We start from the raw sequence: 26,130 nt of genomic DNA, 5'->3' as shown, positions 1-26,130 counted from the left end.
TCCTCTTTATTGGCCGCTCTCAAGGGCGCGCTGGCGATTGATGTAACGGAATATCAGCACTTGCGCTAAGGAGAGACCTAGCAAGATCACGCCATAGAAGAATGAAGCAGCCGAGGCAAAGCCGACATTGGGTTGAACGCCTGCGCGGGCGGAGCCACCAAATGCTTGGTGATAGATATAGGTGTTAACCACCTCGGTCGCGCTATAGGGACCACCATCGGTCAAGACTAGGACCAGGTCAAAGACCTGGAGACTGCCCAGAATCGCCAGGATCACAATGACCAGGCCAACCGCGCGCAAGAGCGGAATAGTGATCCTGAAGAAGCGCGCAAAGCTGTTGGCCCCATCAATGTTGGCCGCTTCATAGAGCTCGGCCGGGATGGTTTGCAGTCCGGCAAGGAAATAGACCATGTTATAGCCCAGCGTATTCCAGATGCCCACCACGATAATAATGCCCAGCGCGAAACGTGGGTCCCCCAACCAGTCAATATGTTCATGAATCAGGTGCATGTTCAACAAAAGCTGATTCAGGTTATCGCCAAAATTTGAGAGAATCAGCTGGATCACAACACCAATTACTGCGGGGGAAGTCACAGCCGGAATAAAATAGACCGAGCGATAGAAAGAGGCAAAGCGCAATTTGGGATTATTGAGGACGAGCGCCAGCGCCAGGGCTAGGAGTAACTGGATAGGCACCAGCACGAGGGTATAAATGAACGTATGCTGAAAGGCGCCCCAGAAAAAGGGATCGTGTATGACGCGTACAAAGTTATCCAGGCCCACATAGTTTGAGGGGTCACCAATGCCATTCCATTGATAGAGCGTGTAACCCAACGAGGCGAAAGTAGGATAGACAACGAAAACCAGCAACAGCACAAGCATCGGCGTGACATAGATATACGACCAGACATTTGTACGTATCTCCCACCAGAGGGAGCGCTTAGGGGCACTCTGCCGCTGGTGGCTCACTATCTTCTGTTCAGTTGGTAACGTTGGTGCTTGCATAGCGATAGTTCCTTCTCAGTCCCATATATCAAGTGGAAAGAGAGATGTCAAACAGCAACATCCAATTCCAAAATAATACTCATTCCCTCAGGCACGACGTATCTTCTAGCTAACAACATATCAACTAGACATGCGTAGTAAGAGTGCCCGCTCTAAGCTACATATTTGGCGAGGCTAGAAACAGAAAGGTGAGCGCATTTCCTGGGCTCGTCGAAATACTGCGGTTACGTACATCAGCTCAACCTTTTGAACTGATGATAAGCGCCTCTTCAATGGCAATATGCTTTGCCTAGAAAGCGGGGAACATGCGCTAGAAAGTCAGGTGCTATTGGGCGCGCAAGTAGGCAGAAATATCGGCATGCATCTACTTATGAGCCGCCTGACACCCTGTTTTTACTGGATGAGGTCTCTGGAACTGGATACAATACGTGAGCTGGCTAGCAGGCCTACTCTGGTTTTGCTCACATTTAATCGTGAATTGCAGCATTGCAACCTCTGCTCTTTATTCAGCTAAAATGAACTGATGGCATTTGGGATCGCTCCCATAACTTTATTACGAATGAGTGTACCTAATAAATATGCGCTTGTCAAGTTTCTTGCTTGTTATCCAGATGCCGTAGCTTATGTTGAATAATGAACCTGCGTTAAGAAACAACCGAGCGGTGCTTGGAGCCGCAAGATTCACGAATCACCAGTGTTGTCGGTAAAATGGCATGCATGGGTTTGGTCTCTTTTGTGTCATGCTCCAATTGCTCAATAAGCATCTCGGCAGCGCGGATACCCAGCTCCACGCAGGGTTGTCGGATGGTAGTCAAATCCGGGAAGATCATCGTCGTCTGGGGCAGGTCGTCGAAACCGACAATAGCTAGATCTTCAGGCACACTTCGCCCCTGTTCGTGTGCTGCCCGAATTACGCCCGCGACCATCATATCGTTGGAGGAAAAGAGGGCTGTGGGCGGCCTCTCAAGCCGCAAAAAACGCTTGGTCAACTCATAACCGCTAGCGGTGGACCAATCTCCATCACCGACCAGCTCCGGGTCCAGCGGGATACCGGCTTCCTCCAAAGCCTCCTTATAGCCTTGATAGCGGTCGGAGGTACAGATGTCCCTGGCCAGCCCTTTAAGCAGAGCTATGCGCCGATGCCCTAGCGAGATCAGGTGCTTGACCCCGATACGCGCGGCCTCGACATTGTCCACATCTACGTACCTGGGGTCGTCTTGCCCTGGGTCATGGCCGATCCGCGTATAGGGAATGCCCGACTCTTTGAGAAAGGCCGCGCAGGTATCATTGGTGTTGCTGCTGATTAACACAACCCCATCAAACTCACGCCCGCGCAGCATTTTAAACATATCTTGCTCATTCATATCCTGCCGACCCATAAAGAGCAGAGATGTATAACCTTGTTGCGCGCAAACCTGGCTCACTCCCTGGCTCATCAAGGCAAAAATTGGGTTGCCAAAGAGGTTATAGACATTATCGGGCAAAATCAGCCCAATGCTACGCGTGCGCTGTGTGACGAGCTGACGCGCCGCTGCCTGGGGAGTGTATCCGTGCGCGATAATCACTTCCTGCACACGGTCTCTTACAGCAGGCCGGACGCTCGGCTGACTATTGAGGACCCGTGACACTGTTGAGCGAGAAACACCAGCTAATCTGGCAATATCTTCAATCGTCAATTGCGGCATTTCAACCTCTTTGTTTTTTTTGAATCTTTAGCGTTTACTTTTGGGCAATGCATCATGTACAATAGTTTTGGGATCGCTCCCAAATAGATTCTATTATGAGATTACTCAATGGTACGCCCATTGTCAAGAGAACATTCTCCAAATTAAAAAGTTTGTTTTCGGCGACAAACTCTCTATACCATCCTGTCGTTTCTATGTGCAGATGACTTAATGTGCTATCTCTCAACGGACAAAGCATTTCACTGATATGGAAGGAGTAGATTCTTATGGTTGATCAGGTTCCATTGCTCCCGTACAATGTGTATATGACTGAGCCGCCCCATCTTCCTGTGCGCGAGGCAGAGGACCAGGGAGGGCCTGATTTTCTTGTTCAGGCAGAGGTCAAAGAACAGCATGCGCGAGGAATTGTGCTACAGGGCCAGACATGTAGCGGAGAAAACGTCACTGTCACGCTCACCCTGGTAGCCGATGGCATCGCGCGAGTGCTACTGGAGAATGAGGAGAGCGATCCGGCGCGTATACGCCTGGCGCGCGACTTTCCGGCAGACGAGTGCGAAGTGACTATAACGCATTCCGAGGGCCACGTTTACTTGCAAACGCCATCGTTGCGTATAGAGGTCGCCCTTCAACCTTTTCATCTCACTTTCTGTGACGCTGATGGTCGCCCCCTGCTTTCGCAAAATTATAGCGAAGTTACCAATGTACGCATGAAGTTGACCGTGCTGCCCTTTGGCCTGAGCAAGATAAATGGTCAGCGTGTCGCGTTCCACGATAGCTTTACCGCTGAGCCAGATGAGCACTTCTTTGGCTTTGGTGAAAAATTCACTGATTTCGATAAACGCGGGCAACGCATTACGACCTGGAATATCGATTGCGGTGGAGCATTTAGCGAGCGCTCCTACAAAAATGTGCCCTTTGTCGTGAGTACACGCAAGTATGGTGTTTTCGTCGATACCACGAATGCGGTGGATTTTGACATGGTGGCAAGCAACACGGCGACTTACAGCATCATTAGCCGGGACAGCGCGCTGGACTACTATGTGATAGCCGGGCCCGATCTCAAGAGCATCGTGACCAAATATGGCTCGCTGGTAAGTTTTCCCATTCTGCCGCCTAAGTGGTCTCTGGGTACCTGGATCTCCTCGGGGTTTCAACGCGATAGTGCTGAAGAGGTACTGCGCCGGGCCCGACTGATTCGTGAGCACGAGATTCCCTGTGATGTCTTACACCTGGACTGCTACTGGCAGCGTTTTGGCCGCTGGTCGGAGCTATTATGGGATAGCGAGCTATTCCCTGATCCCGCTGGTCTGCTGGCTGAACTTAAATCCATGGGCTTCAAGGTGTGCCTCTGGATGCATCCATATATTGGTATCGAGAGCGAGTATTTTACCAGGGGTGACGAGAAGGGATATTTTCTCAAGAACGCGCAAGGCCAAACGTACGTGGTCGATATCTGGGGTGGTTTCCACCCGCCAGTTGGCATCATCGATGTCACAAACCCCGAGGCCATCGCCTGGTTTAAAGAACTGCTGCGCGAACCGCTTCGCATTGGCGCCGACGTGTATAAGACGGATTTTGGCGAAGGCATTCCTAACGACGCGGTAGCTTATAGTGGTATCAAAGGCGAGCAACTCCATAATCTCTACTCACTGCTGTACAACGACATTGTCGCCCAGGTCACCGAGGAGGTTACAGGCCACACTGGATTGGTCTGGGCACGCTCCACGTACGCAGGTGGGCAACGCCATGCAGCCCAGTGGAGTGGCGACGTTAACAGCACCTTTCCCGCCATGGCTTCGACCATACGTAGCGGACTGAGCATGGCTATGTGTGGGCACGCTTTCTGGAGCCACGATGTTGGCGGTTTCACCGGCCATCCCTCGACAGAACTCTATGTCCGCTGGGCACAGTTTGGCCTTTTCTCGCCGATGATCCGCGCCCATGGCAATTCTACCCGCCTCCCCTGGGATTTTGGTCCGCAGGGACTGGAGCTCTTTCGCACCTACGCCCGCCTGCGTTACCGCCTGCTGCCATATCTCTACACCTACGCATGTGTAGCCGCGCGAACCAGCCTGCCCATTATGCGGCCAATGGTGCTCGAATTCCCAGATGATCCCTCGACCCACACGATGGATTTACAATATATGCTCGGCGAAGAGCTGCTGGTAGCCCCTATCTACAATCTCAGCGGGGAGCGCACGGTCTATCTGCCTGAAGGCAGTTGGATTGATTACTGGACGCGCGAAACATTCACTGGCCCTCGTACCATCCGGGTGCAGGCACCGCTAGAAACCCTTCCCCTTTATGTGCGGGCTAACGCGCTCATTCCAACTACCGAACCTGTCTCGTTCACTGCCGATGAACCTTTTGTGGATATCACGGTCGAGGCTTACCTGCTGGAGCGCGGAACATTTGAGCTGCATGATACAGATGGCCTGACGCGCATCAGTGCCGAGCTGGAGAGCAGCCAGTTGCATATCAACCTCGCGGGGGCTAAACGTCAGCTTGCTCTGCGTCTACTTCCCCTGGTCGGGAACGCACTCGTTACCGAGGTGCTGATCAATACTACTCAAGCATGCAAGGAAGTGTCGCCGGGGGAACAGCAGCCACAAAATACCTGGGCGCGGGCCGAGGATGGTACTATTCTCGTAAAGCTAAGTGTTTGAGATCGATTTCTGAGAAACAACGAAATGAGAGTTTGATGCAACCATTTTCTCCTTTGAATCCACGCGCGCCCTTTATCTGGCACGGAGGAGACTATAATCCAGAGCAATGGCCACGGGCTATCTGGGACGAAGATATCCAGCTCATGCAGGAGTGCCATTTTGAGGTTGCGACGTTGGGCGTATTTAGCTGGGTTTCGCTTCAGCCTGAAGAGGAACGTTTTACCTTCGAGTGGCTCGATACCATCCTGGACAAGCTGGCTGCGGCGGGACGCTTCGTCTGCCTGGCCACGCCCACCGCGGCCCAACCAGCCTGGATGTCGCAGCGCTATCCCGATGTCATGCGTGCTGGGGAGAACGGCGTGCGCTGGCATCATAGTTGGCGTGTCAACTATTGTCCATGCTCAGCTAATTATCGCCGCCTGGCTGTACAGATAGCAGGCAAGCTGGCGGAACGCTATCACCAGCATCCCGCCGTCATTGCCTGGCATGTCTCGAATGAGTATGCTGGCGCCTGCTACTGCGAAAACTGTGCTGCTGCGTTCCGCACATGGCTCCAGCAGCGTTATGCAAATCTAGATGTCTTGAATCAAAGATGGTGGACAGCATTCTGGAGCCATACCTACACTGACTGGTCGCAGATCGAGCCGCCGTATGCCAATGGAGAACGCTCAAACCACGCGCTGGTGGTCGATTACAAGCGTTTCCAGAACGAGATGATGCTGGAATGCTATAAAACCGAGCGCGACGCCATTCGCGCCTACTCGCAGCACCTGCCCATCACGACCAACATGATGAATACCTATTCCGAACTGGACTACCGCGCCTGGGCGAAAGAGGTCGATGTGATCTCCTGGGACTGCTATCCCAGCGCGCATGACCAGGCTTCCGACATCGCCTTCGCCCATGATTTTATGCGTGGGTTACGCGATGGCCAGCCTTTCATGCTAATGGAGCAAACGCCCAGCAGCCAGAACTGGCAGGAATACAATAGTCTTAAGCGACCCGGCGTCCTGCGCCTGTGGAGTTACCTGGCGGTAGCACACGGCGCGGAGGCGGTGATGTACTTTCAGTGGCGGCGCAGTCGCGGCGAGTGCGAAAAAATGCACGGCGCCATAATTGAGCACAGTGGACGTAGTGATACCCGCGTCTTCCGCGAAGTACGTCAACTGGGAGAGGAACTCCTGCGCCTGCAAGATCGTACCCTGGGCGGCGTCACGCCATCAGAGGTCGCGCTCATTTTCGATTGGAACAACTGGTGGGCCATGGACGCCAGCATTGGACCGGTGCGCGATAAGCGTTATGTGGCGACCGTACGCCAGCACTATGCCACATTCTGGAAACGCAATGTGCCAGTCGATATCGTCTTCAGTGACTCAGACTTTAGCCGCTATCGCGTCCTGATCGCACCCATGCTCTATATGCTCAAACCAGGCGTAGCCGAGCGCATACGCGAGTTTGTCAGGCAGGGAGGCACCTTCATTACGACATACTTCAGCGGTATGGTTGACGAGTGTGACCTCGCCTTCGAGAACGGTTATCCCGGACCACTGCGTGAGGTCCTTGGTATATGGAATGAAGAGATTGACGCGCTCCATCCTGACCAGCACAACCGGATTGTGCTGCACGACAGTGGTGAGAGCTATACCTGCGGCCATCTCTGCGCCATCACTCACTGTGAAGGGGCCACCACACTCGCGACCTATGGCGACGATTTCTACGCTGGCACGCCAGTGCTCACTCGCCACAACCTTGGAGCTGGAGCTGCCTACTATATCGGGAGTGAGCCGGAGTCGCGCTTCCTGGATGATTTCTATGGGCGCATCCTCCAGGAGCAGCAGATCCACCCGGTGCTCACCACACCTCCAGGGGTCGAGGCTACACTTCGCCAAAACGCTCAGGGCCAGTTGCTTTTCTTGCTCAACCACCAGGACGCACCCACTCGGGTCGCGCTTCCACCAGGCAACCGCTATCGTGACTTACTACGCGACCAGGAGGTTGCAGAAACACTTTTGCTGGAAGCCTATGACGTGGCTATTCTGACCAAAGCATAAGCAGTATCCCGGGAAGTGCCAGACACGAGGGAACATTCTGACCTTGAAGGCACTTCTTATGGCGTGTTACAGTAAGCACAGTAGCAATATACTGCACCACTTACCTGAAAGGATGCTTGCGATGCCAATCAAAGTCGCCATCATTGGAGCTGGTTCCATTGGCTTCACTCGGACGCTGGTCCGCGATATCTTGACCGTACCCGAACTGGCTGATACCATCTTTGCCTTTACCGATATTTCCCAGCATAACCTGGATATGGTCACAAAGCTGTGCCAGCGCGATATTGAAGCCAACAAATTGCCCGCGACCATTCAACCCACCCTTGATCGTCGCCAGGCCCTGGCAGATGCCGATTATGTACTCTGTACCATTCGCCAGGGTGGACTGGAGGCCTTCCAGACCGATATTGATATCCCTTTGAAGTATGGGGTCGATCAATGCGTAGGTGATACAATCTGTGCCGGTGGCATCATGTATGCCCAGCGCACCATTCCCGCGCTACTGGATTTCTGCAAAGATATCCGCGAAGTAGCCAAACCGGGGGCTATCCTCCTCAACTATGCCAATCCAATGGCAATGAATGTCTGGGCCTGTAACACCTATGGTGGCGTACCCACGATTGGTCTCTGTCATGGCGTGCAGGGCGCGCACTGGCAGATCACCAGTGTTATCGAGCATTGGGCCAAACGCGAAGGCTTGCTGGATCTAGAGGCAAAACTCCATCGACGGGATGTAGAGGTCATCGCCGCGGGTATCAACCACCAGACCTGGTTTATCAAGGTCCAGTGGCGTGGGCGCGATATGCTGCCGCAACTACTGGAGTTGTTTGAGCAGCATCCAACCTTCCCGACCACGGAGAAGGTGCGTATCGATGTCCTACGCCGCTTCGGCTACTATAGCACAGAGTCTAACGGGCACCTGAGCGAGTATCTGCCCTGGTATCGCAAGCGCCCCGAGGAGATCGAGCAATGGATTGATCTCTCAAGCTGGATCAATGGCGAGACCGGCGGCTACTTACGCGTCTGCACCGAGGGGCGCAACTGGTTTGAGACTGACTTCCCCAACTGGATGCAGGAGCCACCCACCATCTTCACGCCAGATAAACGCAGCGAGGAGCATGGCTCATACATCATTGAAGCCCTGGAGACCGGGCGCATCTATCGTGGCCACTTCAACATCCCTAATCAGCACCACATCACCAACCTACCAGATGGCTGCACCATTGAAATCCCTGGCTATGTGGATAAAACTGGCGTCCATATGCCTGTCATCGGCGACCTGCCCCTGGCCTGCGCGGCAACCTGCTCAGCCAGTGTACGTGTGCAGGAAATGGGAATGCAGGCCGCTGTACATGGCGATGTGACCCTGCTCAAACAGGCTATGCTGCATGATCCATTAGTGGGCGCGGTCTGCAATCCTGAAGAAGTCTGGCAGATGACCGATGAGATGCTGGTCGCTCAGGCCAGGTGGCTCCCCCAGTATCAAGAAGCTATTCCCCAGGCGCAACAGCGGCTCACGGAGCTTGAACACTCCGGGAAGCGCGTTCACCTGCACAAGACACAGGGCGCGGCACGCCTACACACACGCACAGTGGAGGAAATGGCACAACACCGCGAAGCGGCACGCGCCAATGCCGGGGCCGCCGACAAAGGCAATATGACCCGTTAAGGATGTGTTTAAGAAATACAAGGGTGCAGGAGGGAGACCCTCCTGCACCCTTGTATTTCTTAAAACCGCCTGGCGATAAAAGTACCAGGTGAGATGAAGTCATGTACACAAACATTGTTCAATATAAGAAGAACAATTATTATTTAACCACAACAGTTCCTTATAAAGGATTGAGAGAGCAATGGATCAAGCATCACTTGAACGGCCTGAAGTCAAGCAACCAGAGGTTGAACAGACGACGTTACTCTTACCTGGAGAGCCGCCAAAACCTGCCCGCCGTAACAGATACCTACCGATTGGAATTACGCTCGCTGGTATCCTGGCGGTCCTCGTCGCGCTCGTCACGCTACCTCTATGGCAAGATTATTTACTGGTAGACAAGGCTTCACCATCCTCTCCTCATGCGGAAACGACGCATACCGTCTCCAAGCCAGGTCCTACTCCCACTCCCATCCCCTTTGATCCCAGTGTGGGAGCGGTATTGCCTACCCATCGTGTGGTAGCTTTCTATGCCGTACCGGGCGCCGAGCCGACCGGTCCTGCTTATGTAGTTAACCAGGACATGCTCAACCATCTAAAGCAACAGGGAGCAGTCTATGAGCAGCTAGACCCGGCTCATCCCGTGCAACTGGGCATTGATCTCGTCGTGAGCGTGCCCGATTCCTATCCAGGCCCCGAGAACACCTATAGTCATCACGTCGATGACGACACCTTACGTACATACGTTGATTTCTGTCAGCGCAATAACCTGCTCTTATTTCTCGATCTAAACATCGGCCAGGCTCCCGTCATGAAGGAGGTCTCGTCCTTTCTACCCTACCTGGCACAATATCCCTTTGTACATATGGCGATTGACCCGGAGTGGATGTTCCCCCGCCACGATGGTATTCCGGGCACAAACCTGAGCAATGTGCGGTCCAGCGACTTGAATCCAATTATCGACGCCGTCGCCGCGCTTCCCCAGAAGTATCACATCCCACGGAAGATCCTCATCATCCACCAGTATCGCGGCGATGGCGAGAGCGCGAGTAATCCCTACGACGCCGGAGAGGCGGAGATCGCCGATAAGCGCAACCTGCACTCCAGCCCACTGGTTGATATGGTAATTCATGTCGATAGCGTCGGTGGCTTTCCCGGAGACAAAGAGGAGAAGAGGCAACAGTATAACGAGTGGGTCGGAAACGACATGCAGCACTACCATAACTTCCGTTATGGCGGCTTTAAGATCTTCTATAAAATTGAGGCCAAGACAGGCATCATGCCCCCCAAAGATGTCCTGTCGCTCAACCCACCACCCATGGTCATCACCTATGGAAACTAACTTTGGTGTGACTTCTCGCGCCTGCGGCGCTCGCCAGTAAATGGGTGTGGTGCGTGTGGACGGCTGCAGCCGTCCACACGCACCACACCCATTTTCCGAAGTAACTTACGCAGGGATTAACGCATACATGTAGAGTCCATGCTTGCATGAATCCTATATATATAATCTATTGCAATGAGAAATCGTCGGCGTAGACGTTGCCCTGGGCGTACCATCCATGGATATAGATGGTGACACTCGTCTGAGAGGCACCAGTCGTGAAGGTCACACTCAGTTGCGTGTAACTACTACTACTGGTCCAGTTCGAGCTTCCACTTTGAACACCTATGTAGGTATAGGAGCCATTCACATAGGTCAACAGAGTGTAGGTATGATTGGGTTGGACCGTAATCGTCTGGTCGCACTCGCCCGTCGTCGAACTGGTTGGCGTCACCTGCAAGGCATGCGTACCACCATGCACAGGCGAGGAGACCACCTTGTCGTTACTATCGCAGCTCCAGCCAGAAAGGGTGCCACTCTCGAAACCGGGATTGGTTACCAGATTACCTGGAACTGGCGTTGGTGTTGGCGTTGGCGTGTTCGTCGGTGTTGGAGTCGGTGTATTAGTTGGCGTTGGCGTTGGCGTGTTGGTTGGGCTTGGAGTTGGCGTCTTCGTCGGTGTATTGGTCGGCGTTGGCGTTGGCGTGCTACCGCCGCCAGAGTTCCCCAGGCCACTATAGACGGCATTCACAAAACTCCCCGAGGCATCATCGCCATCCAGCGACCAGGAGAAGGCACCGCCCAGACCCTTGCTATTGATATAATTCGTCTTGGTCGCGACGGTAGTGAGATCGTCATAGCTCCAGAAGGTTGTGCCATTGTACACCCAGTTAACCTGGGTCACCGGGTTGCGGTAGCTGGTATACCCCGTCAGATTCTTGAGCACCTTGTAGTCCTCGATACCCGCCTCATAGGTACCTGGAGCCGCCTGCATCGACGAACTGCTCTGGTAGAGGCCGTTGTTGACATTGGGAACATTCGTCCAGCCACGCCCATAGATAGGCATGCCCATGACAATTTTACTGGCGGGAATACCGGCTGCGAGATAGTCCGTTACGGCATGATCAATACTGTACGAGTTGGCAGGAGGAGCCGATGGATCGGCAGGATCAGCATAGAGAGGCGCGTTGAAATCGGTTGGACCAGTCGCGTTCCATGCTCCATGCATATCATAGGTCATGAGGTCGACCCAATCCAGATACTGACCAATCTGGTTGAGCTGAATATTCTGATACTTGTCCTGGCCAGCAGGAGCGGCAACTGTCAGCAGGTAATGCTTTCCTGCCTGAGCGCCAGCCTGGTCCAGTTGGGTGCGAAACTCCTTGAGCAGATTGGTATAGTTCTGCGTATCCTGGGGACCATAGGGATTCCCATTCCCTGGATTATTAGGATATTCCCAGTCGATGTCGATACCGTCAAAGATACCCGCCATCGTTCCCGGGCCAGCCTGGTTGCCCAGGATATACTGATCAATGCAGGAGTGTACAAACGCAGAGACGTTTTGTGGCGAGGCGGCGGCAGAGAAATTAGTGGACCAGGTCCAGCCACCGATAGAGATAAAGATCTTGATGTTGGGATAGAGTGCCTTGAGCTCCTTGAGCTGGTTAAAGTTGCCCGCCAGGGGCTGGTTCCAGGTATCGGCAACCCCATTCACCGCCTGGTCAGCGGTAAAGGTCTTCTGATAATCGGCATAGGTATCGCCTGAATAACATTGATAGCTACTGTTGATGTTCGCAAAGGCATACATCAAGGCATTCAACTTTGAGGCCGTACCACTCGTCACGATATTTTTGACGTTGTAGTTACGCTGGTAGATGCCCCATTGGGTAAAATAGGCGGCATTGATCTTGTTGCTCGAGGCCAGAGTGGCGGCCTGAGCCTTCGTAGGGGAGAACTGGGCCTGGGCAGCGTGTGTGACGACAAAGGACATAACCAGGGTAAACACGATACAGGCCACTGCGAGGGATCGGGTTGGTGCACGACGCTTCATTGGGTTTCCCTCCCGCATAAAAACGCTTTGCCAATATAAAAAGCACTAGCAAAAACTCACCAGGGCACATCCGTACGCGCAGCGCCTGCTTATAAATCTTACGTCCGATGGTCTAGAAGACCGTATATTATGCTGCATACATCCCTGAAGCATAACGTATAGTGGACGGATTCTTACGGGATATGCGCGCATACCCAAATGAGAAAACCTAATAGTAACTGTATCTGCTTTTCGTTTCATTGTCAAGTCATCTAGACCACTAGACGGCCTTGCTAATTCTCCTCCCATCGTGCAGAAAAAATGAGATAACCACGTCACCGGGTGCATCCTTACCGGACCCTAAATCATACTCACGTCCTCATCAAGAGAGGAACCTCTACCATGAGGATAGGCACCGGCTAATGCTTCGCGATGGACAGGTAGATCAATGATCTACCTGTCCATCGCGTTTACGATAGTTCAATTCAGGGGAATAGTGATATCTCCATCTTTGCCGCAAGCCTTTATCACTATGGCCTGAGGCGTCCGATCAATACTGCCACAGCTATAGTTGCCGGTCGTCTTGAGTGGTTGAGGCATTATTGAATGCTGCACCACCTCCGTCACATGGCAAGATCCAGATTGCGTACCTGGACCCAGAGTAACAGTATGCCTGGTAAGCGTATCTATTCCGGTAAAGTTCACTATCAGGATTGCGGCCTGGCACTGTTGATAGGCATGCCAAAAACATTCTTCCGCATCACGGGATTTTGCATCTCCTGAAATCGGCAATGCCGATACCTTGATCGCACCACAATTCAAGATGGCGGTTGTGCCAGGCGTGGTCGGGGTTGTAAGTGCGGTTGGAGTCTTCGAGGCGCTAGTAGCAGAGGCAGAGGGCGCTACCGTTTGCGTGACCGCATTGGCGCTAGAAGGGTTACCACTGGTAGATCCTCCGCTGGCACTCCCGCAGCCACTCATAGCCAGGATAAAGAGGCCAAGCAATGAGGCGATAATGCTAACGCGCACTCCATGCCTAAATGATGGTTTTCTCATTCTCATCTCATGACTCTCCTAAGCATTTCCCCACAGGCAAGCACTCTACATATGGGTGCTAACGATGTGCAGTCACATGTCGATATGTCATTGTTCCATTCAAGGTAACGGATTGTGCGCGCCAAAAGTTCCCTTTCGCGCCTGCAGCGCTCAAGGGAAGGGGTTGTGCTGGCTGGAAGAGCCAGCACAACCCCTTCCCTTGAGGCGAGCTTGCGAGCCGAAGCAGATGTCAGAGGAGAAAGGGAAGGCCCTGTTTGCCGCCTCTACAAGCCTTGACTTTGAGGTCTTTCTTGAGGTAAACTTAAAAAGCTTAAATATATTGATAGTTTACTGTAACCGCAGAGGGAGCGTGTTCATGGCTTCTAGGGTATGGCTGCCAAACCTGACAACAACTCGTAATACCGGCAGTTTTAACTTGCCCAAGGCCTCACTTTGCCCTTTTTATGCTGCCTCTATACTTGACGGAAGTACTTCTCCAGGCGCATAGACGCTCTACACAGACCGTGGGCGCAGGATGGTCAACGCCCGCGATTCCTTTCCACTCACATCTTCTCTGTATGTTCCGCGGGATGCTGTCCCATCCTCTAGCTTTGCTGTTGTTTTTTTATGTCCTGTTTTGCGCTCGTTTGTTCTAGGGTTTTACCACTGGACACTCGCCGGGTACATACATCCACAATAGAAGGGACCATCATGCATTTCAAAGACTATCGCCATCTGCTGGCAACCTACCTTGCTCCACAAGGGCGCCTGGTGGTGTTACTGGCGCTCTTGCTTTGCGGCGATATCGCGCTCCAGCTCGTCAACCCGCAGCTTCTACGTATTTTTATCGACACGATTACTGCGACTACCATTCAGACACCTGTGCTTGGGATTGCCTTGCTCTTCATCGTAGTCGCGCTCCTACAACAGGCGGTGAAGATTGTCGCGACCTACTATAGCGAGCGCGTGGGCTGGACAGCGACCAACGCACTACGCGTTGACCTGGCTCTCCACCTGGTAACGCTGGACATGGGTTTCCATAAAAAGCATACTCCGGGTGAACTGATCGAGCGCGTGGATGGCGATGTGACGGCCCTGGCAAATTTCTTCTCTCAGTTTGTCATCAAGGTGCTGGGTAACTTGCTGCTACTCGTTGGCGTTCTCATCGTAATGCTCTTTCAGGATTGGCGCGCAGGGCTTGCGCTCGCCCTTTTCACTATCGTAGCGCTACTGTTGATTAATAGCGTGCGCAATGTCGCGGTAACGCGCTGGAAGACTTTTCGCCAGGCCAGCGCCGAACTATATGGCTTTCTTGAAGAGCGGCTGCATGGAACAGAGGATATTCGCTCCAGCGGCGCGCAGGGTTACGTTTTGCGCCGCCTCTACAGCTATACACGCCAGCGCTTCCGTACCGCGCGTTCAGCCAGGGTTATGTCGGTCGCTGTCTGGACCATGCCTATTCTCACCTCTCTGCTGGGAACCATGGTCGCCTTCCTGGTCATCACCTGGTTCTACCAGCGTGGTGAGATGACGCTGGGTATGGCCTTTCTGATTTTCTACTACACTCAGCTCATCTTTCAACCTATTCAGGCCATAACCGATCAGCTCGATGACTTCCAGAAGGCCAGCGCTGGCTTTGTGCGCATCCGCGAGTTACTTCAAGTGCAGAGCGAGCTTGAGGATGGTCCCGGTGTGACTTTTCCCAAAGGTGCGCTCGACATCGAGTTTGAGCATGTCTCCTTCGGCTACGGCGAGGAAGACATAGTCGTGCGCGACCTGGACTTCCATATCGAGGCCGGAGAGGTGCTGGGGCTGCTGGGGCGAACGGGCAGCGGCAAAACGACCATTACCCGCCTCCTCTTCCGCCTCTATGACCCAATCAAGGGAACAATCCGCCTGGGCGGCCAGGAGCTGCGCGCCGCCAGAAGAGCCGACCTGCGCGATATGATCGGCATGGTCACGCAGGATGTACAGCTCTTTCATGCCAGCGTCCGCGACAACCTGACCTTCTTCGACCAGAGTATCGATGACCAGCGCATCCTCCAGGCTCTAGAGACACTCGGACTCCGCGACTGGTATGATGAACTAGAGGACGGCCTGGACACAATTCTGGCGACAAACGGAGGTGGCCTATCCGCCGGTGAGGCTCAGCTCCTGGCCTTTGCGCGTGTCTTCCTCAAAGATCCTGCCGTCATTATCCTGGATGAGGCTTCTTCACGCCTCGATCCAGCTACTGAGCGGCTTCTGGAGCGCGCCATTGATACTCTGCTCCAGGGGCGAACGGCGATTATTATCGCGCATCGCCTGAGTACGGTTCAGCGGGCCGATAGCATCATGGTGCTCGACGATGGAGGCATCCGCGAGTATGGCTCCCGTCTCCAGCTCGCCTCCGATTCGGACTCCTACTTCTCACATCTGCTACACGCCGCCCATGAGGAGGTTCTACAATGAAAGCCTGGCGCTTTTTCTGGCACCTGATTCGCTTCCAGCCCTGGTATTACCTGCTCAACTGTCTTTCTATCGTGCTGGTCTTTATCTTCGAGATGATTCCAGGTCTGATCTCACAGCGCTTCTTTGATAGCTTAACAGTCCATAGCTTGAATGAGCAGCTCCTCTGGTCCATAGCCGCGCTCTTCCTGGTCTCAGGCCTGGGGCGTCTGACCTTTCTCGCAGGCTGCCAGCTAACGAACTCGCCCTTCATGTATACCAGCGCGGCCCTGCTCCAGAAAAACATTTTCGCCTGGGTCCTACAACTGCCAGGTGCTCGGGCGCTGCCCGCATCCTCGGGCGAGGCTATCAGCCGCCTGCGCGATGATGTGGATGAGATTAGCTCCTTCTTGATGGGCTTTAACGATCTGATTGCCCTGATTCTCTTTGTAGGCATAGCCTTTGTTATCATGCTCAAGATCAGCGCCTTTATTACCCTGTTCGTTTACCTACCCCTGATCATCATCGTGGCCTGTGTGAACATCGCGGGTCAGCAGATCAAGAAGCGACGTGGTGATAACCGTAAGGCCACCGGTGACGTGACGGGCTTCCTGGGCGAGCTCTTTGGCGCGGTACAGGCGGTACAGATCGCAAATGCTGAGCAGAAGAGCATTACACACTTTCAGCGCCTCAACCAGGTCCGCCTGACGATGACGGTACGCGACAAGTTGCTTGATCAGGTGCTTCAATCGACCTTCTCCAATACTGTGAGCATAGGTACAGGCGTGATCCTGTTGCTGGCTGGGCAGGTGATGCATAATGGGTCTTTTACTGTGGGCGACTTCGCGCTTTTTGTCTACTACCTGGGCTGGATTACAGAGTTTACCGCGCACTTTGGCCGCATGCTGACAGCATACAAGCAGGCAGATGTCTCTGTCGAACGTCTGCTTACACTGATGCAAGGGGCACCTGCATCTAAACTGGTCGAAGTGAGTCCGTTGTATATGCGCGGACCACTTCCAGCCTTGCCCGCGCCGCCTCCTATTGGGGAGGGCAAACTCCAGGAATTGAAAGTTGAAGGACTTAGTTACCGCTATCCCGACGCTGAGCATGGTATTCGTGACATTAACTTCTCGCTAACACGAGGATCGTTCACAGTCATTACTGGCGAGATTGGCTCGGGCAAGACGACCCTCTTGCAGGTATTGCTGGGGCTATTGCCGAAAGAGGCAGGCGATATCTATTGGAACGCGGCATGCGTGGAGCATCCAGGGTCCTTCTTCGTACCTCCACACAGCGCCTATACCTCGCAGGTACCACACATGTTTAGCGATAGCCTGCGCGAAAACATCCTGCTTGGTATGGAGGATAGTGAGGCAAACCTGAAGCAAGCGCTTGAGCTGGCGGTACTGGAACCTGATATTGCGGAGATGGCCGAGGGCCTGGATACCGTGATCGGTCCCAGGGGCGTGCGTCTCTCGGGGGCCAGATCCAGCGCTCCGCAGCGGCACGTATGTTTGTGCGTCCCGCCGAACTCCTGGTGGTGGACGATCTCTCCAGCGCGCTGGACATTGAGACCGAGGCTCTCCTCTGGGAGCGCATCTTCGCGCAGCGAGAGAAGACGGTCCTGGCGGTCTCTCACCGGCGCTCCGTCCTGCGCCGCGCCGACCATATTCTCGTCCTCAAGGATGGCCAACTCGAGGCCGAAGGCACACTTGAGCACCTCCTGGCGACCAGCACGGAGATGCAGCGCCTCTGGCAGGGCGAGTACAGCCCTCTGGAAACCACCTTCTAGAGCAGAGGAAAATAGAGAGGAGTAAGGATGTTAGTAAAGGGCGCTCGCGCCCTTTACTAACATCCTTACTCCTCTCTTAAAAAAAAAGAAACATCGATCATGCGTCATAGTCACATGATCGATGTTTCTTTTGTATCGCTCTTAGCGATGCGAGAGTTGCTCGGGAGCGACAACGACCTGCTTGACGCTGCCCTCAACCTTGACACGGATGACCACGCCATCTGCCTCCTGGCGAATAACCACGGCGGGGGCGGGAACATTTTTCTGGCCCTGACGATAATGCCACATAACCAGGTCGTGCTCACAGAACTTCTCAAGCGTAGGCATATACAATTTCTCCTTTATTTTCACAAGTTTTGTACTTGTTGACTATCTCTGTTGCTTTGCTCTTTGTAGGCATGTGCCTCTATCTGAAGGATGAGATGAAAGGGATAATAGGGCTGCACCATGTCTCATATAGTATGAACACTAAACTGACTGCTTCAATGCCTGAAGGGGGTAGCATTTCCTATGTGGTCTTCGCGAAATAACGCTTGCGATCCTCACTAATTTAGAATATCGACCACAAATTATATCTCTAAAGTCACCCTTCTGTGGAGTGACTTGCCCCTTCGTCAAGATCCTGTAAACAGGCGTATTATACTCCTCCCCCAGCATGTTACAAGAGAGAAAGTACCTTTGTACCAGGGGACATCCATCACTTCATCAACTAGAAGTAATCTACATTTGGGGCTAGTTAAAGGGCCTGCTAGCCTTTATCTTTGGCTTAATTCAATAAGATAGTTCTAACACGTTTTAAGAAAAAAGTGATATAGTGTAATTCACCGTTCCTCAAATTACAATATGGCGGCACACGCACATACTATTTGTTAAGGATGAGCTTATAGTAAAGGAGTACTCTACCTTGAGCAGCGTCGCTACCTCCTTGAACAGGAATCAACGTAACACCTTTATCGCGAGCTTTCTCGGTTGGACCCTTGACGCCTTTGATTTCTTCCTCGTCTCATTGACTGCGACCGAGATTGCCAAAGAGTTTCACCTTGGGGTTACCGCCATCCTGCTGACCGTGACCCTAACTCTGGCGATGCGCCCGCTGGGCGCCCTCATCTTTGGTTTACTGGCTGAACGTTTTGGACGTCGCACTCCGCTTATGATCGATATCCTGCTCTATTCAGCCCTGGAACTCCTCACGGCCTTCTCTCCCAACTATATTACGTTCCTTGTCTTGCGCATTCTCTTTGGCATCGGGATGGGCGGTGAATGGGGTCTCGGCTCCTCGCTGGCTATGGAGTCGCTGCCAACACGCTCACGCGGCCTCTACTCTGGTATCCTCCAGCAAGGCTATGCCTTTGGCTATCTACTGGCGGCCCTTGCCTATGGGATACTTTTTCCCATTATTGGCTGGCGCGGCCTCTTTATTGTGGGCGCGTTGCCCGCCCTCCTGGTAGTCTATATTCGCCTGAGCGTCACCGAATCCGAGGTCTGGGCACAACGCCAGGAGTCGCTACGCTCGCGTGGCATCGGGATGTGGCAAAGCATCTGGAAGGCCATTAAGAGCCATGGGCTCGTCTTCTTGTATGTCATTTTCCTGATGACGGCCTTTAATAGTCTCTCTCATGGCACTCAGGATAACTTGCCAACTTTCTTGAAGGCTCAACTACATTTCAGTCCTGGACAGGCCTCCACTATTACGATTATCTCGAATATTGGGGCGATTATTGGAGGCACGCTGTTTGGGGCCTTCTCTCAGTCCTGGGGTCGCAGGCGCGCCATTATCATCGCTAGTATCCTGGGCATCATTATGATCCCGCTCTGGACAGGCCTAATTCAGATACCGCTAGTGGGAACAGCCGTTTCACTGTCAATTGGCGCCTTCTTGCTACAGTTTATGGTCCAGGGTGCCTGGGGTATTATCCCTGCTCACCTGAATGAGCTCTCGCCCACGGATGTACGTGGTACCTTCCCGGGCTTTGCCTACCAGCTCGGCAATCTCTTCGCCTCCTGGATCGTCTTCATCGAGGGCGTTACGGCCAATGCGTTGGGAACGGAGAAGCTCCCCAACTATCAACTGGCGCTGGCTTACTTCTCATTAGGCGCCTTTCTGGCGGTCATCATCTTTACTGCCGTAGGTCGCGAGGCCCGCGAGGCAGATTTCTTGCGTCACGACGACGAGACGGAGCGCGTCGAACTCGTGGAAACAGGCGAAACCTCTCCCGCCTGACATCCGGTACATAATTCATTCCGAATACAAACGGGCAGGTGGTCGATATTGACCACCTGCCTGCTTTCACTTTCGTGCGTTGTGTTGCAATGTATCACAAAGTCTTAACAAGGATGAAAAACTTACGCCTCCTGTTATCTATGTCTCTTTTATACGTTTTTACATCATTGACGCTTTTCCACGCATCTATGTTATAGTAGTACAGACAAGCTCATGTATTCAAATATAATGGTAGACAATTTAAAATGTAGCTAGATGAAATGGTGTGTGAATATGCTTCAGAATAACCAGCGTACCTTTTCCCCCCAAAAGCCTGAGTTTATGTTACCACCAATAGATTCTTTCACGCCGAAAAGTCTCTATAACGACTTTGGTAGAGCAGATTCGGGTGTAGTGAGAGACATACCTGCTTTGTCAAACTCTTCTGCCGCCACCGCAGATACCGCCTTGCCACTCTCGCCTTCTCTCTTGCAGATCATCGAAACGCTGACCGATCCGCTGGCGGTCTTCAATGAGGAGGGCGTTCTCCTCTGGGCCAATATGGCTTTTCATGATCTCTTTTTGATTGAACATCATCCGCGTTTCCTCGCCCTCTCGCACGAAGAACGTTTCGCACTTCTGCAAGTTCGCTCTGTGGAGGGGCAGCACCTGCTGATAGAGCAGACGCCGCTGGCGCGTATCTTCGCGGGCGAGTCCCTGACGGGTGAGAGCACGCTCGACATCTTTATTCATTCGCTGGATGGTCAGGATCACCTCCTTAATGTGAGTGGCACTCCCATTTACGACGAACAGAGGTGTATTCGCTGGGCCGTCCTCGTCTATCGCGATGTGACTCGGCAGCGCGCGCTTGAGCGCCAGACCTATGATCGCCTCAATATGTTTCTGGAGCTTGCGCATGTCATTGCGCTAGAAGAAACCAAGAGGCCTGATACCAATCAGCTTAGACAACAATGTGAGAGCTTGAAGCAAATCACCGCTCTACAATGTCAACTCTTCCACACCACACGTGCAAGCATTCTCCTTCTAGATGCCAACATGACCGTCATGGATCTACTCTGTCTGGGGTTGGATGAGCCAGAGGAGCAACGCCTGGCGCATCGGTTCATGGGGAAATCACTGGAAGGCATGCCTCTGCTGGTACATCTCCAGCAAGAGGAAACGTCTCTCTTCCAGACATCACAGCTTCCCGCTCCGCTGCAAGACCTGGCTCCAGGTATGGAGCAAACCCTTCTCTTACCGCTCCTGATGGGATCGCGCCTCTTTGGTATTATTGCGCTCCACAGCCCCACGCGCGAAGACTTTCAGGGACAGGAAGATGTAGAGGTCGCCCTGGCAGTCAGCCATGTGATGACCTTGATTGTCGAACGCATGCAGCGAGGCAACTAATTCTCGCGCCTGTGGCACTCGCTATGTTATATGATATAGCTTGCCCAGGCGGGCATCTCGGGGCAATCGCAAATATAATAACGGGTAGGTGGTGTGGTAGGCGCGAGGCGATATGCAGAAGATGCATATCACATTATTTATGCTACTAATAGGGAAAGGCAAAGAAAGCATATGAGAGAGTATCCAGAGTGGCTCTCGGCCACACTAGCATCTGACGCGAGCGAAGGAAAGGGCATCCTTCCCAACTATATTCTCCCGCTGTTACCGGGTTCACGCGTTGTTGGCCCGGCCTATGTCGCGCTGATAAGCCAGGATGATAACCTGGCTATTCGCAGGGTGCTGGAGGCACCACCTGAGCCGGGAACGGTGCTGGTCGTCGCGGGTGGGCATGCCTCGCGGACAGCGACTGTGGGCGACCTGCTCGCGCTCGAAATGCAGAACGCAGGACTCGCAGGCCTGATTACGGATGGCCTGGTCCGTGATTCCAGGGAGATTAAAGCACTTGAAGTATTTCGCGTCTGGTGCCGTGGGGTGACCCCTACAGCCTCACGCAAGGACGGCCCGGCGGTCGTGGGTGGGCGCATCACCTTTGAAGAGACTATCGTCCGTGATGGCGACCTGGTCATCGCGGACGATGATGGAGTCGTCATCTGGCCCCATGAGCAGATCGAAACACTGCTTACCCGCGCTGAAGCCAGGCTCCAGCAGGATAACGCACGCCTCGCCAGGCTACGAGCGCAACAGCGCTAAGGATGTCTTACCATGATCATACATGTGGTGGGTTGAGTTGCCTGCGGCAACTCAACCCACCACATATATTTTTACCCGAATTCGGGAGCTTCGTTGGAGGCCTTGACCTCTGCCTGGAAGACTGAGGGGAGCACAGGATCTATTTCCTGTAAGGCCCCCTGGCGCGCAGACTGGATTAAAGCCCAGACCCGCTCAGGTTTGATGGGCATATCGATGTTCTGAATACCTAGCGGCTCCAGGGCATCCAGAACGGCGTTGACGACCGCCGGGGGCGCGCCAATGGTGCCTCCTTCTCCAACACCCTTCACGCCCAGGGGATTGCGGGGCGAAGGCGTCTCGACAAAGGCGGCTTGTATCTCGGGTATGCCCCGCGCGAAGGGCATGGCATAGTCCATGAAGGTACTGGTAAGGAACTGTCCCTCCTGGTCATAGAGCGTCTCCTCGTAGAGGGCCTGACCGATTCCCTGGGCAACACCGCCATGAACCTGAGCCTCGGCCAGGAATTCGTTGAGCACGCGCCCACAGTCGTCGACCGCGACATATGCCTCCAGCTTTACCTCGCCCGTCTCAGTATCAATCTCGACGACCGCCATGTGCGCGCCCGAGGAGAAGGTCGACTCAGGCGAGACAAAGTCACGCCAGGCAGCCAGGCCCTCGATAGAAACGCCATTTACGGGATTAGGGGCCTCATGCTCGATCAGTTCAGGCTGCGCCTCAACCATCCTTGCCAGTTCACCCAGACTCAACACGCGCGCAGGGACGCCCTGTACCATCACCTGTCCATCTTCCAGCACCAGGTCCTGTGGAGAAACCTCCAGCGTCCGCGCCGCCACCTGCAAGGCCTTCCCACGCACAGCCTGAGCAGCGAGCAGCACCGCCGAGCCAGAGGTCTGAGTGGTGCGACTACCAAAGGTGCCAATGCCAAAGGCGGGCAGAGAGGCGTCGTTCATCTGAACTTCAACGTGCGACATAGACACATTCAGCTCTTTCGCCACGATCTGGGCAAAGGCCGTGAAGTGTCCCTGGCCATTGGAGGCCACGCCGCTCTGCACCAGGATAGTGCCATCAGACCGAATGCGTACCGTCGCAGCCTCCTGGGGAATACCAGGCCTGATCGGCCCCATGCTCCCGCCAGAGTTTTCGATGAAGGTCGCCAGCCCGATGCCTAATAGGTACTTGCTCTCACCCTGGGAGCGCTGCTCGCGCTGCTTCGTACGCCAACCAGTATAGTCTGCGAGGGTCAGCAAGCGCTCCAGGCCAGCCTGGTAGTTACCGCTCTCATAGCTCATGCCCATGACTGTCCGATGAGGAAAGTCGTTCGCGTCGATAAAGTTCCGCTGGCGCACCTCGGCGGGATCGAGCTTTAAGATATGTGCGATGCGATCCAGTGTGCGTTCCAGGATATATGCCGCCTCTGGTCGGCCCGCGCCTCGGTAGGGCGCGGTCGCAACCTTATTGGTGTAGACGCCAACCATCTGTACATCAATAGCCTGTACTCTATAGGGGCCACTCAGCAGATAGGCCGTGCCATGTGGAACCATGGCGGTAATCGCGGAGAGGAAGGCCCCCAGGTCTGCCACTGTACGCACGCGCAATCCAAGCAAACGACCATCGCCTTGGAAGGCCGCTTCGATGTAATTGATCTGCCCTCGCCCCTGCGTCTGTGCCTGCAAATTCTCGCTGCGGCTCTCGATCCATTTCACTGGTCGTCCATACCTGACGGCGAGCGCGGCAGCAACCAGCTCCTCGCCCACAAAACCCGCCTTGGAGCCAAAACCCCCACCCACCTCGGCATTATACACATGAATCTTCTCGCGAGCGATGTGCAGGAAATGCGCCAGAGTATCTCTGGCGCGGTAGATGGACTGTGAAGATAACCAGGCCGTTAGCTCGCCCGTTGCGGGATCAAAGTCAAATAGGCATCCACGTGGCTCAAGCGAGCTAGGGGCGATACGCTGGTTCACAACGCGAAAGCGCGTGGTATGCTCAGCCTGGGCAAAGGCGGCCTCGATATCACCCCCGCTGGCGTGCGTCTGCACGGCGATGTTTGAGCCAAATTCTTCATAGAGCAGGGGAGCACCAGGCGCGAGCGCCGCCTCGGGATCGCTTACGGCTGGCAGGGGTTCATAGCTGATATCGACCAGGTCACGCGCATCGGCTACAAGGGCTGGACTCTCTGCGAGCGCGACCGCCACGGGATCACCCACATAGCGCACTCGTTGCAGAGCCATAGGACGCCGCTGCGGTTTCTTCAGGCCTGGCATAGGCGCGGGTTCGAGGATGGGCATATCACGCACCAGCTCCTCACCTGTAAATGCTCCCACGACTCCCAGTAGTGCTCGCGCCGCCTCCACATCTATCCGCCCAAGCTTGGCGTGGGCATAGATGCTGCGCACAACCGCCATATGCAGGGGCGCCGGTCGCCCCTCCGGTAGGCGTATATCATCGACGTAATGGGCGCGCCCGGTAATAAGCGCGACATCTTCTCTACGTCGTCCATCTGCTGCAAGAACATCCTGTTTTCCCATAAGAAAGGCAACCTTCTATTTGGCTCACTAACAGGTACATTCGTTCATCCAACATACTGGATGATCTTTCACTCTCCCATTATGTACGATGCACATTCCAACGGCAACTAGGTAACCACGGTGCTCTGCAGAGCCTGTAAAGAATATTCCCCAAAACGCATTAATCCGCTAAGCACACCCAACTTTCAAGGTTGGCTCTGCTACCCTGGCAGTTTGATTTTTTCCTCCTCTTGGAAAGCTTTGAGGAGTTCATCGATCCTACGACATCGCTCTTTAAATGTCCCTTTGAGGAGTTCATATGGAAGAGATGCCTCCTCAAAGAAATGGACAAAAGCGTCGTGGAATTGCTGTCTTGTATCGAGATCTTCCTGCCGAACACCATCCGTCACATAGTCTATACCGACTGGATCGAGTAAAAGCAGTTTGGAGTAGGTAGAGGACCACGTTTGTACTCTCTCAAAGAGCTTGTTTGCACCCAGTTTATCACCGCAGGCTCTTACATAGACGACAGCGTCAAGCGCAGATCTGTCACAAAAGAGAAGATGTGCTCCAGTGGCATACGCCTCCTGCTCGTTTCTAAGGGCCAGAAGCTGAATTTTCCCTTGTGTTTCAACGGAGAATCGATCAGAGGTCGCATGATTTGCGAAAAACATTCTTGCCGCTTCCGCAACGAATGCCACCCCTGGATCATTTTTGAATATCTCTCTGTACCGTTCTAGTAGCGTTGTTTTGCCCACACAACTTGTGCCAATAAAGGCGATTTTCATCTGGCGCTTTCTTCCTGGCATCTCTTACTGCAGCCTCCATTAGCGACGAAAACAAGAAGAGGCTTTACAGAAAAAAGCACTCTCGCGTCTCCTCATTTGCCTCCACCACAAAATCGGCCTCCCGCATCTGTGAGAGTCCCCAGCGCTGTTCACCCAGCGAGACAAAATGGTAGCGCTTCTTAAACTCCTCGGGTAGTTTCCCACGCTCAACGACGTCACGCACACGGGAACGCGCACGCCGGACCTCTGTTTCTGCCTGAATATACAGCGTCACAAACGAATCCGTCAGCTCACGAAATAAGGACTCAAAACGGATCGCGTACAACCCCTCGACAATCAGAGGCTGCTCCAGGCCCAGGCTCATCTCCTGCTCACCCACCTTGCGGTTCTCCACGAAACTGTAGTGAGGAATCTTTGCATGGCCTGCGCGCAGCAGCTCGCGTATATCCTGCTGCATACGCTCTACGTTATAAGCCTCTGGACTCTCCCACTGCGGCACCAGCCCATACTTTTCATCGTACTCTCTCACCACCTGCTCCTCATCCACGTAATAGTGATCCATCGAGAGCAGGGCCGCGCCCAGATAGCGCGCCAGGGCCAGGGAGAAGGTAGTCTTGCCCGAGGCAGCAGGACCAGCAACCAGATACAAACGTTTCGTAGGTAGTTCCGTCACACGCGACAGCAGGGTTGGCATAGACAACATATACAGCTCCTTTGCTTACATAGAGACATAGGCATAATCTTTTATTTAGACAAACTCATAGCCAGGGATCGAGATCGCACCCGGGAATTTCTGCTCCAAACAAATATAACATT

17 protein-coding genes are annotated in these 26,130 nt (G+C 53.7%); 9 read left to right on the top strand and 8 right to left on the bottom strand.

Features of this window, described 5'->3' with window-relative positions:
• Positions 1-6 precede the first annotated feature (6 nt).
• Together JMJ16_RS42160 and JMJ16_RS42155 are read right to left on the bottom strand one after the other, a co-directional pair.
• On the bottom strand, positions 7-1,005 hold the full coding sequence (locus JMJ16_RS42160; RefSeq protein WP_201391340.1) for a carbohydrate ABC transporter permease: 999 nt from the start codon (positions 1,003-1,005) through the stop codon (positions 7-9).
• Positions 1,006-1,649: 644 nt separating this feature from the next.
• Positions 1,650-2,690 carry a LacI family DNA-binding transcriptional regulator gene (locus tag JMJ16_RS42155; RefSeq protein ID WP_201391338.1) on the bottom strand — a complete coding sequence of 347 codons (1,041 nt, stop codon included), beginning with the start codon at positions 2,688-2,690 and terminating at the stop codon, positions 1,650-1,652.
• A 266-nt stretch (positions 2,691-2,956) separates the two neighbouring features.
• On the opposite strand from JMJ16_RS42155, the gene yicI reads away from it, so the two are divergent.
• The 4 genes from yicI to JMJ16_RS42135 all read left to right on the top strand — a co-directional run bounded on the left by yicI (position 2,957) and on the right by JMJ16_RS42135 (position 10,397).
• Positions 2,957-5,356: an alpha-xylosidase gene (gene yicI, locus JMJ16_RS42150; protein WP_201391336.1), complete on the top strand. Its 2,400-nt coding sequence runs from the start codon at positions 2,957-2,959 to the stop codon at positions 5,354-5,356.
• A 35-nt stretch (positions 5,357-5,391) separates the two neighbouring features.
• A complete protein-coding gene (locus JMJ16_RS42145) occupies positions 5,392-7,407 on the top strand; it encodes a beta-galactosidase (protein WP_201391335.1) in 2,016 nt (671 codons plus the stop codon).
• 121 nt (positions 7,408-7,528) lie between these two features.
• Complete coding sequence (locus JMJ16_RS42140; RefSeq protein WP_201391332.1) at positions 7,529-9,076, top strand: alpha-glucosidase/alpha-galactosidase; 1,548 nt, start codon at positions 7,529-7,531, stop codon at positions 9,074-9,076.
• Positions 9,077-9,257: 181 nt separating this feature from the next.
• On the top strand, positions 9,258-10,397 hold the full coding sequence (locus JMJ16_RS42135; RefSeq protein WP_201391330.1) for a hypothetical protein: 1,140 nt from the start codon (positions 9,258-9,260) through the stop codon (positions 10,395-10,397).
• A 166-nt stretch (positions 10,398-10,563) separates the two neighbouring features.
• Here JMJ16_RS42135 and JMJ16_RS42125 read toward each other — a convergent pair whose 3' ends face one another.
• The gene (locus JMJ16_RS42125) at positions 10,564-12,426 is read right to left on the bottom strand and encodes a glycosyl hydrolase family 18 protein (RefSeq protein WP_236601931.1); all 1,863 of its coding nucleotides are present in this window, start codon (positions 12,424-12,426) and stop codon (positions 10,564-10,566) included.
• 459 nt (positions 12,427-12,885) lie between these two features.
• Positions 12,886-13,461: a hypothetical protein gene (locus tag JMJ16_RS42120; RefSeq protein WP_201391328.1), complete on the bottom strand. Its 576-nt coding sequence runs from the start codon at positions 13,459-13,461 to the stop codon at positions 12,886-12,888.
• 690 nt (positions 13,462-14,151) lie between these two features.
• Here JMJ16_RS42120 and JMJ16_RS42115 point away from each other — a divergent pair.
• Positions 14,152-15,891 (top strand): ABC transporter ATP-binding protein, encoded by a 1,740-nt coding sequence (locus JMJ16_RS42115; protein WP_201391326.1) that lies wholly within the window; start codon positions 14,152-14,154, stop codon positions 15,889-15,891.
• A complete protein-coding gene (locus JMJ16_RS42110) occupies positions 15,888-17,687 on the top strand; it encodes an ABC transporter ATP-binding protein (protein WP_201391324.1) in 1,800 nt (599 codons plus the stop codon). The genes JMJ16_RS42115 and JMJ16_RS42110 overlap by 4 nt, the downstream gene beginning before the upstream one ends.
• Positions 17,688-17,803: 116 nt before the next feature.
• Here the strand turns inward: JMJ16_RS42110 and JMJ16_RS42105 are convergent, their stop codons facing one another.
• Positions 17,804-17,989: a hypothetical protein gene (locus tag JMJ16_RS42105; RefSeq protein ID WP_007920161.1), complete on the bottom strand. Its 186-nt coding sequence runs from the start codon at positions 17,987-17,989 to the stop codon at positions 17,804-17,806.
• Positions 17,990-18,566: 577 nt separating this feature from the next.
• On the opposite strand from JMJ16_RS42105, the gene JMJ16_RS42100 reads away from it, so the two are divergent.
• The 3 genes from JMJ16_RS42100 to JMJ16_RS42090 all read left to right on the top strand — a co-directional run bounded on the left by JMJ16_RS42100 (position 18,567) and on the right by JMJ16_RS42090 (position 22,019).
• Positions 18,567-19,883 carry an MFS transporter gene (locus JMJ16_RS42100; protein ID WP_201391322.1) on the top strand — a complete coding sequence of 439 codons (1,317 nt, stop codon included), beginning with the start codon at positions 18,567-18,569 and terminating at the stop codon, positions 19,881-19,883.
• 411 nt (positions 19,884-20,294) lie between these two features.
• Positions 20,295-21,269 (top strand): PAS domain-containing protein, encoded by a 975-nt coding sequence (locus JMJ16_RS42095; RefSeq protein ID WP_201391320.1) that lies wholly within the window; start codon positions 20,295-20,297, stop codon positions 21,267-21,269.
• Positions 21,270-21,440: 171 nt separating this feature from the next.
• Positions 21,441-22,019 carry an RraA family protein gene (locus tag JMJ16_RS42090; RefSeq protein WP_201391318.1) on the top strand — a complete coding sequence of 193 codons (579 nt, stop codon included), beginning with the start codon at positions 21,441-21,443 and terminating at the stop codon, positions 22,017-22,019.
• Positions 22,020-22,090: 71 nt separating this feature from the next.
• Here JMJ16_RS42090 and JMJ16_RS42085 read toward each other — a convergent pair whose 3' ends face one another.
• The 3 genes from JMJ16_RS42085 to JMJ16_RS42075 all read right to left on the bottom strand — a co-directional run bounded on the left by JMJ16_RS42085 (position 22,091) and on the right by JMJ16_RS42075 (position 26,017).
• Complete coding sequence (locus JMJ16_RS42085) at positions 22,091-24,547, bottom strand: xanthine dehydrogenase family protein molybdopterin-binding subunit (RefSeq protein WP_201391316.1); 2,457 nt, start codon at positions 24,545-24,547, stop codon at positions 22,091-22,093.
• A gap of 200 nt (positions 24,548-24,747) precedes the next feature.
• Complete coding sequence (locus JMJ16_RS42080; RefSeq protein ID WP_201391314.1) at positions 24,748-25,314, bottom strand: ATP-binding protein; 567 nt, start codon at positions 25,312-25,314, stop codon at positions 24,748-24,750.
• A gap of 64 nt (positions 25,315-25,378) precedes the next feature.
• Positions 25,379-26,017, bottom strand: coding sequence for a uridine kinase (locus JMJ16_RS42075; protein WP_201391312.1), 639 nt, complete (start codon positions 26,015-26,017; stop codon positions 25,379-25,381).
• Positions 26,018-26,130: the final 113 nt, after the last annotated feature.

The sequence above is a fragment of the Ktedonobacter sp. SOSP1-52 genome (genome assembly GCF_016587395.1).
The sequence above is the reverse complement of the archived record's forward strand: the minus strand, read 5'-3'. Positions and strand labels throughout refer to the sequence as shown.

Excerpts from the sequence above, each read along its gene's own strand:
- JMJ16_RS42160 (WP_201391340.1), bottom strand. The coding sequence starts at position 1,005 with ATGCAAGCACCAACGTTACCAACTGAACAGAAGATAGTGAGCCACCAG.
- JMJ16_RS42155 (WP_201391338.1), bottom strand. The coding sequence starts at position 2,690 with ATGCCGCAATTGACGATTGAAGATATTGCCAGATTAGCTGGTGTTTCT.
- yicI (WP_201391336.1), top strand. The coding sequence starts at position 2,957 with ATGGTTGATCAGGTTCCATTGCTCCCGTACAATGTGTATATGACTGAG.
- JMJ16_RS42145 (WP_201391335.1), top strand. The coding sequence starts at position 5,392 with ATGCAACCATTTTCTCCTTTGAATCCACGCGCGCCCTTTATCTGGCAC.
- JMJ16_RS42140 (WP_201391332.1), top strand. The coding sequence starts at position 7,529 with ATGCCAATCAAAGTCGCCATCATTGGAGCTGGTTCCATTGGCTTCACT.
- JMJ16_RS42135 (WP_201391330.1), top strand. The coding sequence starts at position 9,258 with ATGGATCAAGCATCACTTGAACGGCCTGAAGTCAAGCAACCAGAGGTT.
- JMJ16_RS42125 (WP_236601931.1), bottom strand. The coding sequence starts at position 12,426 with ATGAAGCGTCGTGCACCAACCCGATCCCTCGCAGTGGCCTGTATCGTG.
- JMJ16_RS42120 (WP_201391328.1), bottom strand. The coding sequence starts at position 13,461 with ATGAGAAAACCATCATTTAGGCATGGAGTGCGCGTTAGCATTATCGCC.
- JMJ16_RS42115 (WP_201391326.1), top strand. The coding sequence starts at position 14,152 with ATGCATTTCAAAGACTATCGCCATCTGCTGGCAACCTACCTTGCTCCA.
- JMJ16_RS42110 (WP_201391324.1), top strand. The coding sequence starts at position 15,888 with ATGAAAGCCTGGCGCTTTTTCTGGCACCTGATTCGCTTCCAGCCCTGG.
- JMJ16_RS42105 (WP_007920161.1), bottom strand. The coding sequence starts at position 17,989 with ATGCCTACGCTTGAGAAGTTCTGTGAGCACGACCTGGTTATGTGGCAT.
- JMJ16_RS42090 (WP_201391318.1), top strand. The coding sequence starts at position 21,441 with ATGAGAGAGTATCCAGAGTGGCTCTCGGCCACACTAGCATCTGACGCG.
- JMJ16_RS42085 (WP_201391316.1), bottom strand. The coding sequence starts at position 24,547 with ATGGGAAAACAGGATGTTCTTGCAGCAGATGGACGACGTAGAGAAGAT.
- JMJ16_RS42080 (WP_201391314.1), bottom strand. The coding sequence starts at position 25,314 with ATGAAAATCGCCTTTATTGGCACAAGTTGTGTGGGCAAAACAACGCTA.
- JMJ16_RS42075 (WP_201391312.1), bottom strand. The coding sequence starts at position 26,017 with ATGTTGTCTATGCCAACCCTGCTGTCGCGTGTGACGGAACTACCTACG.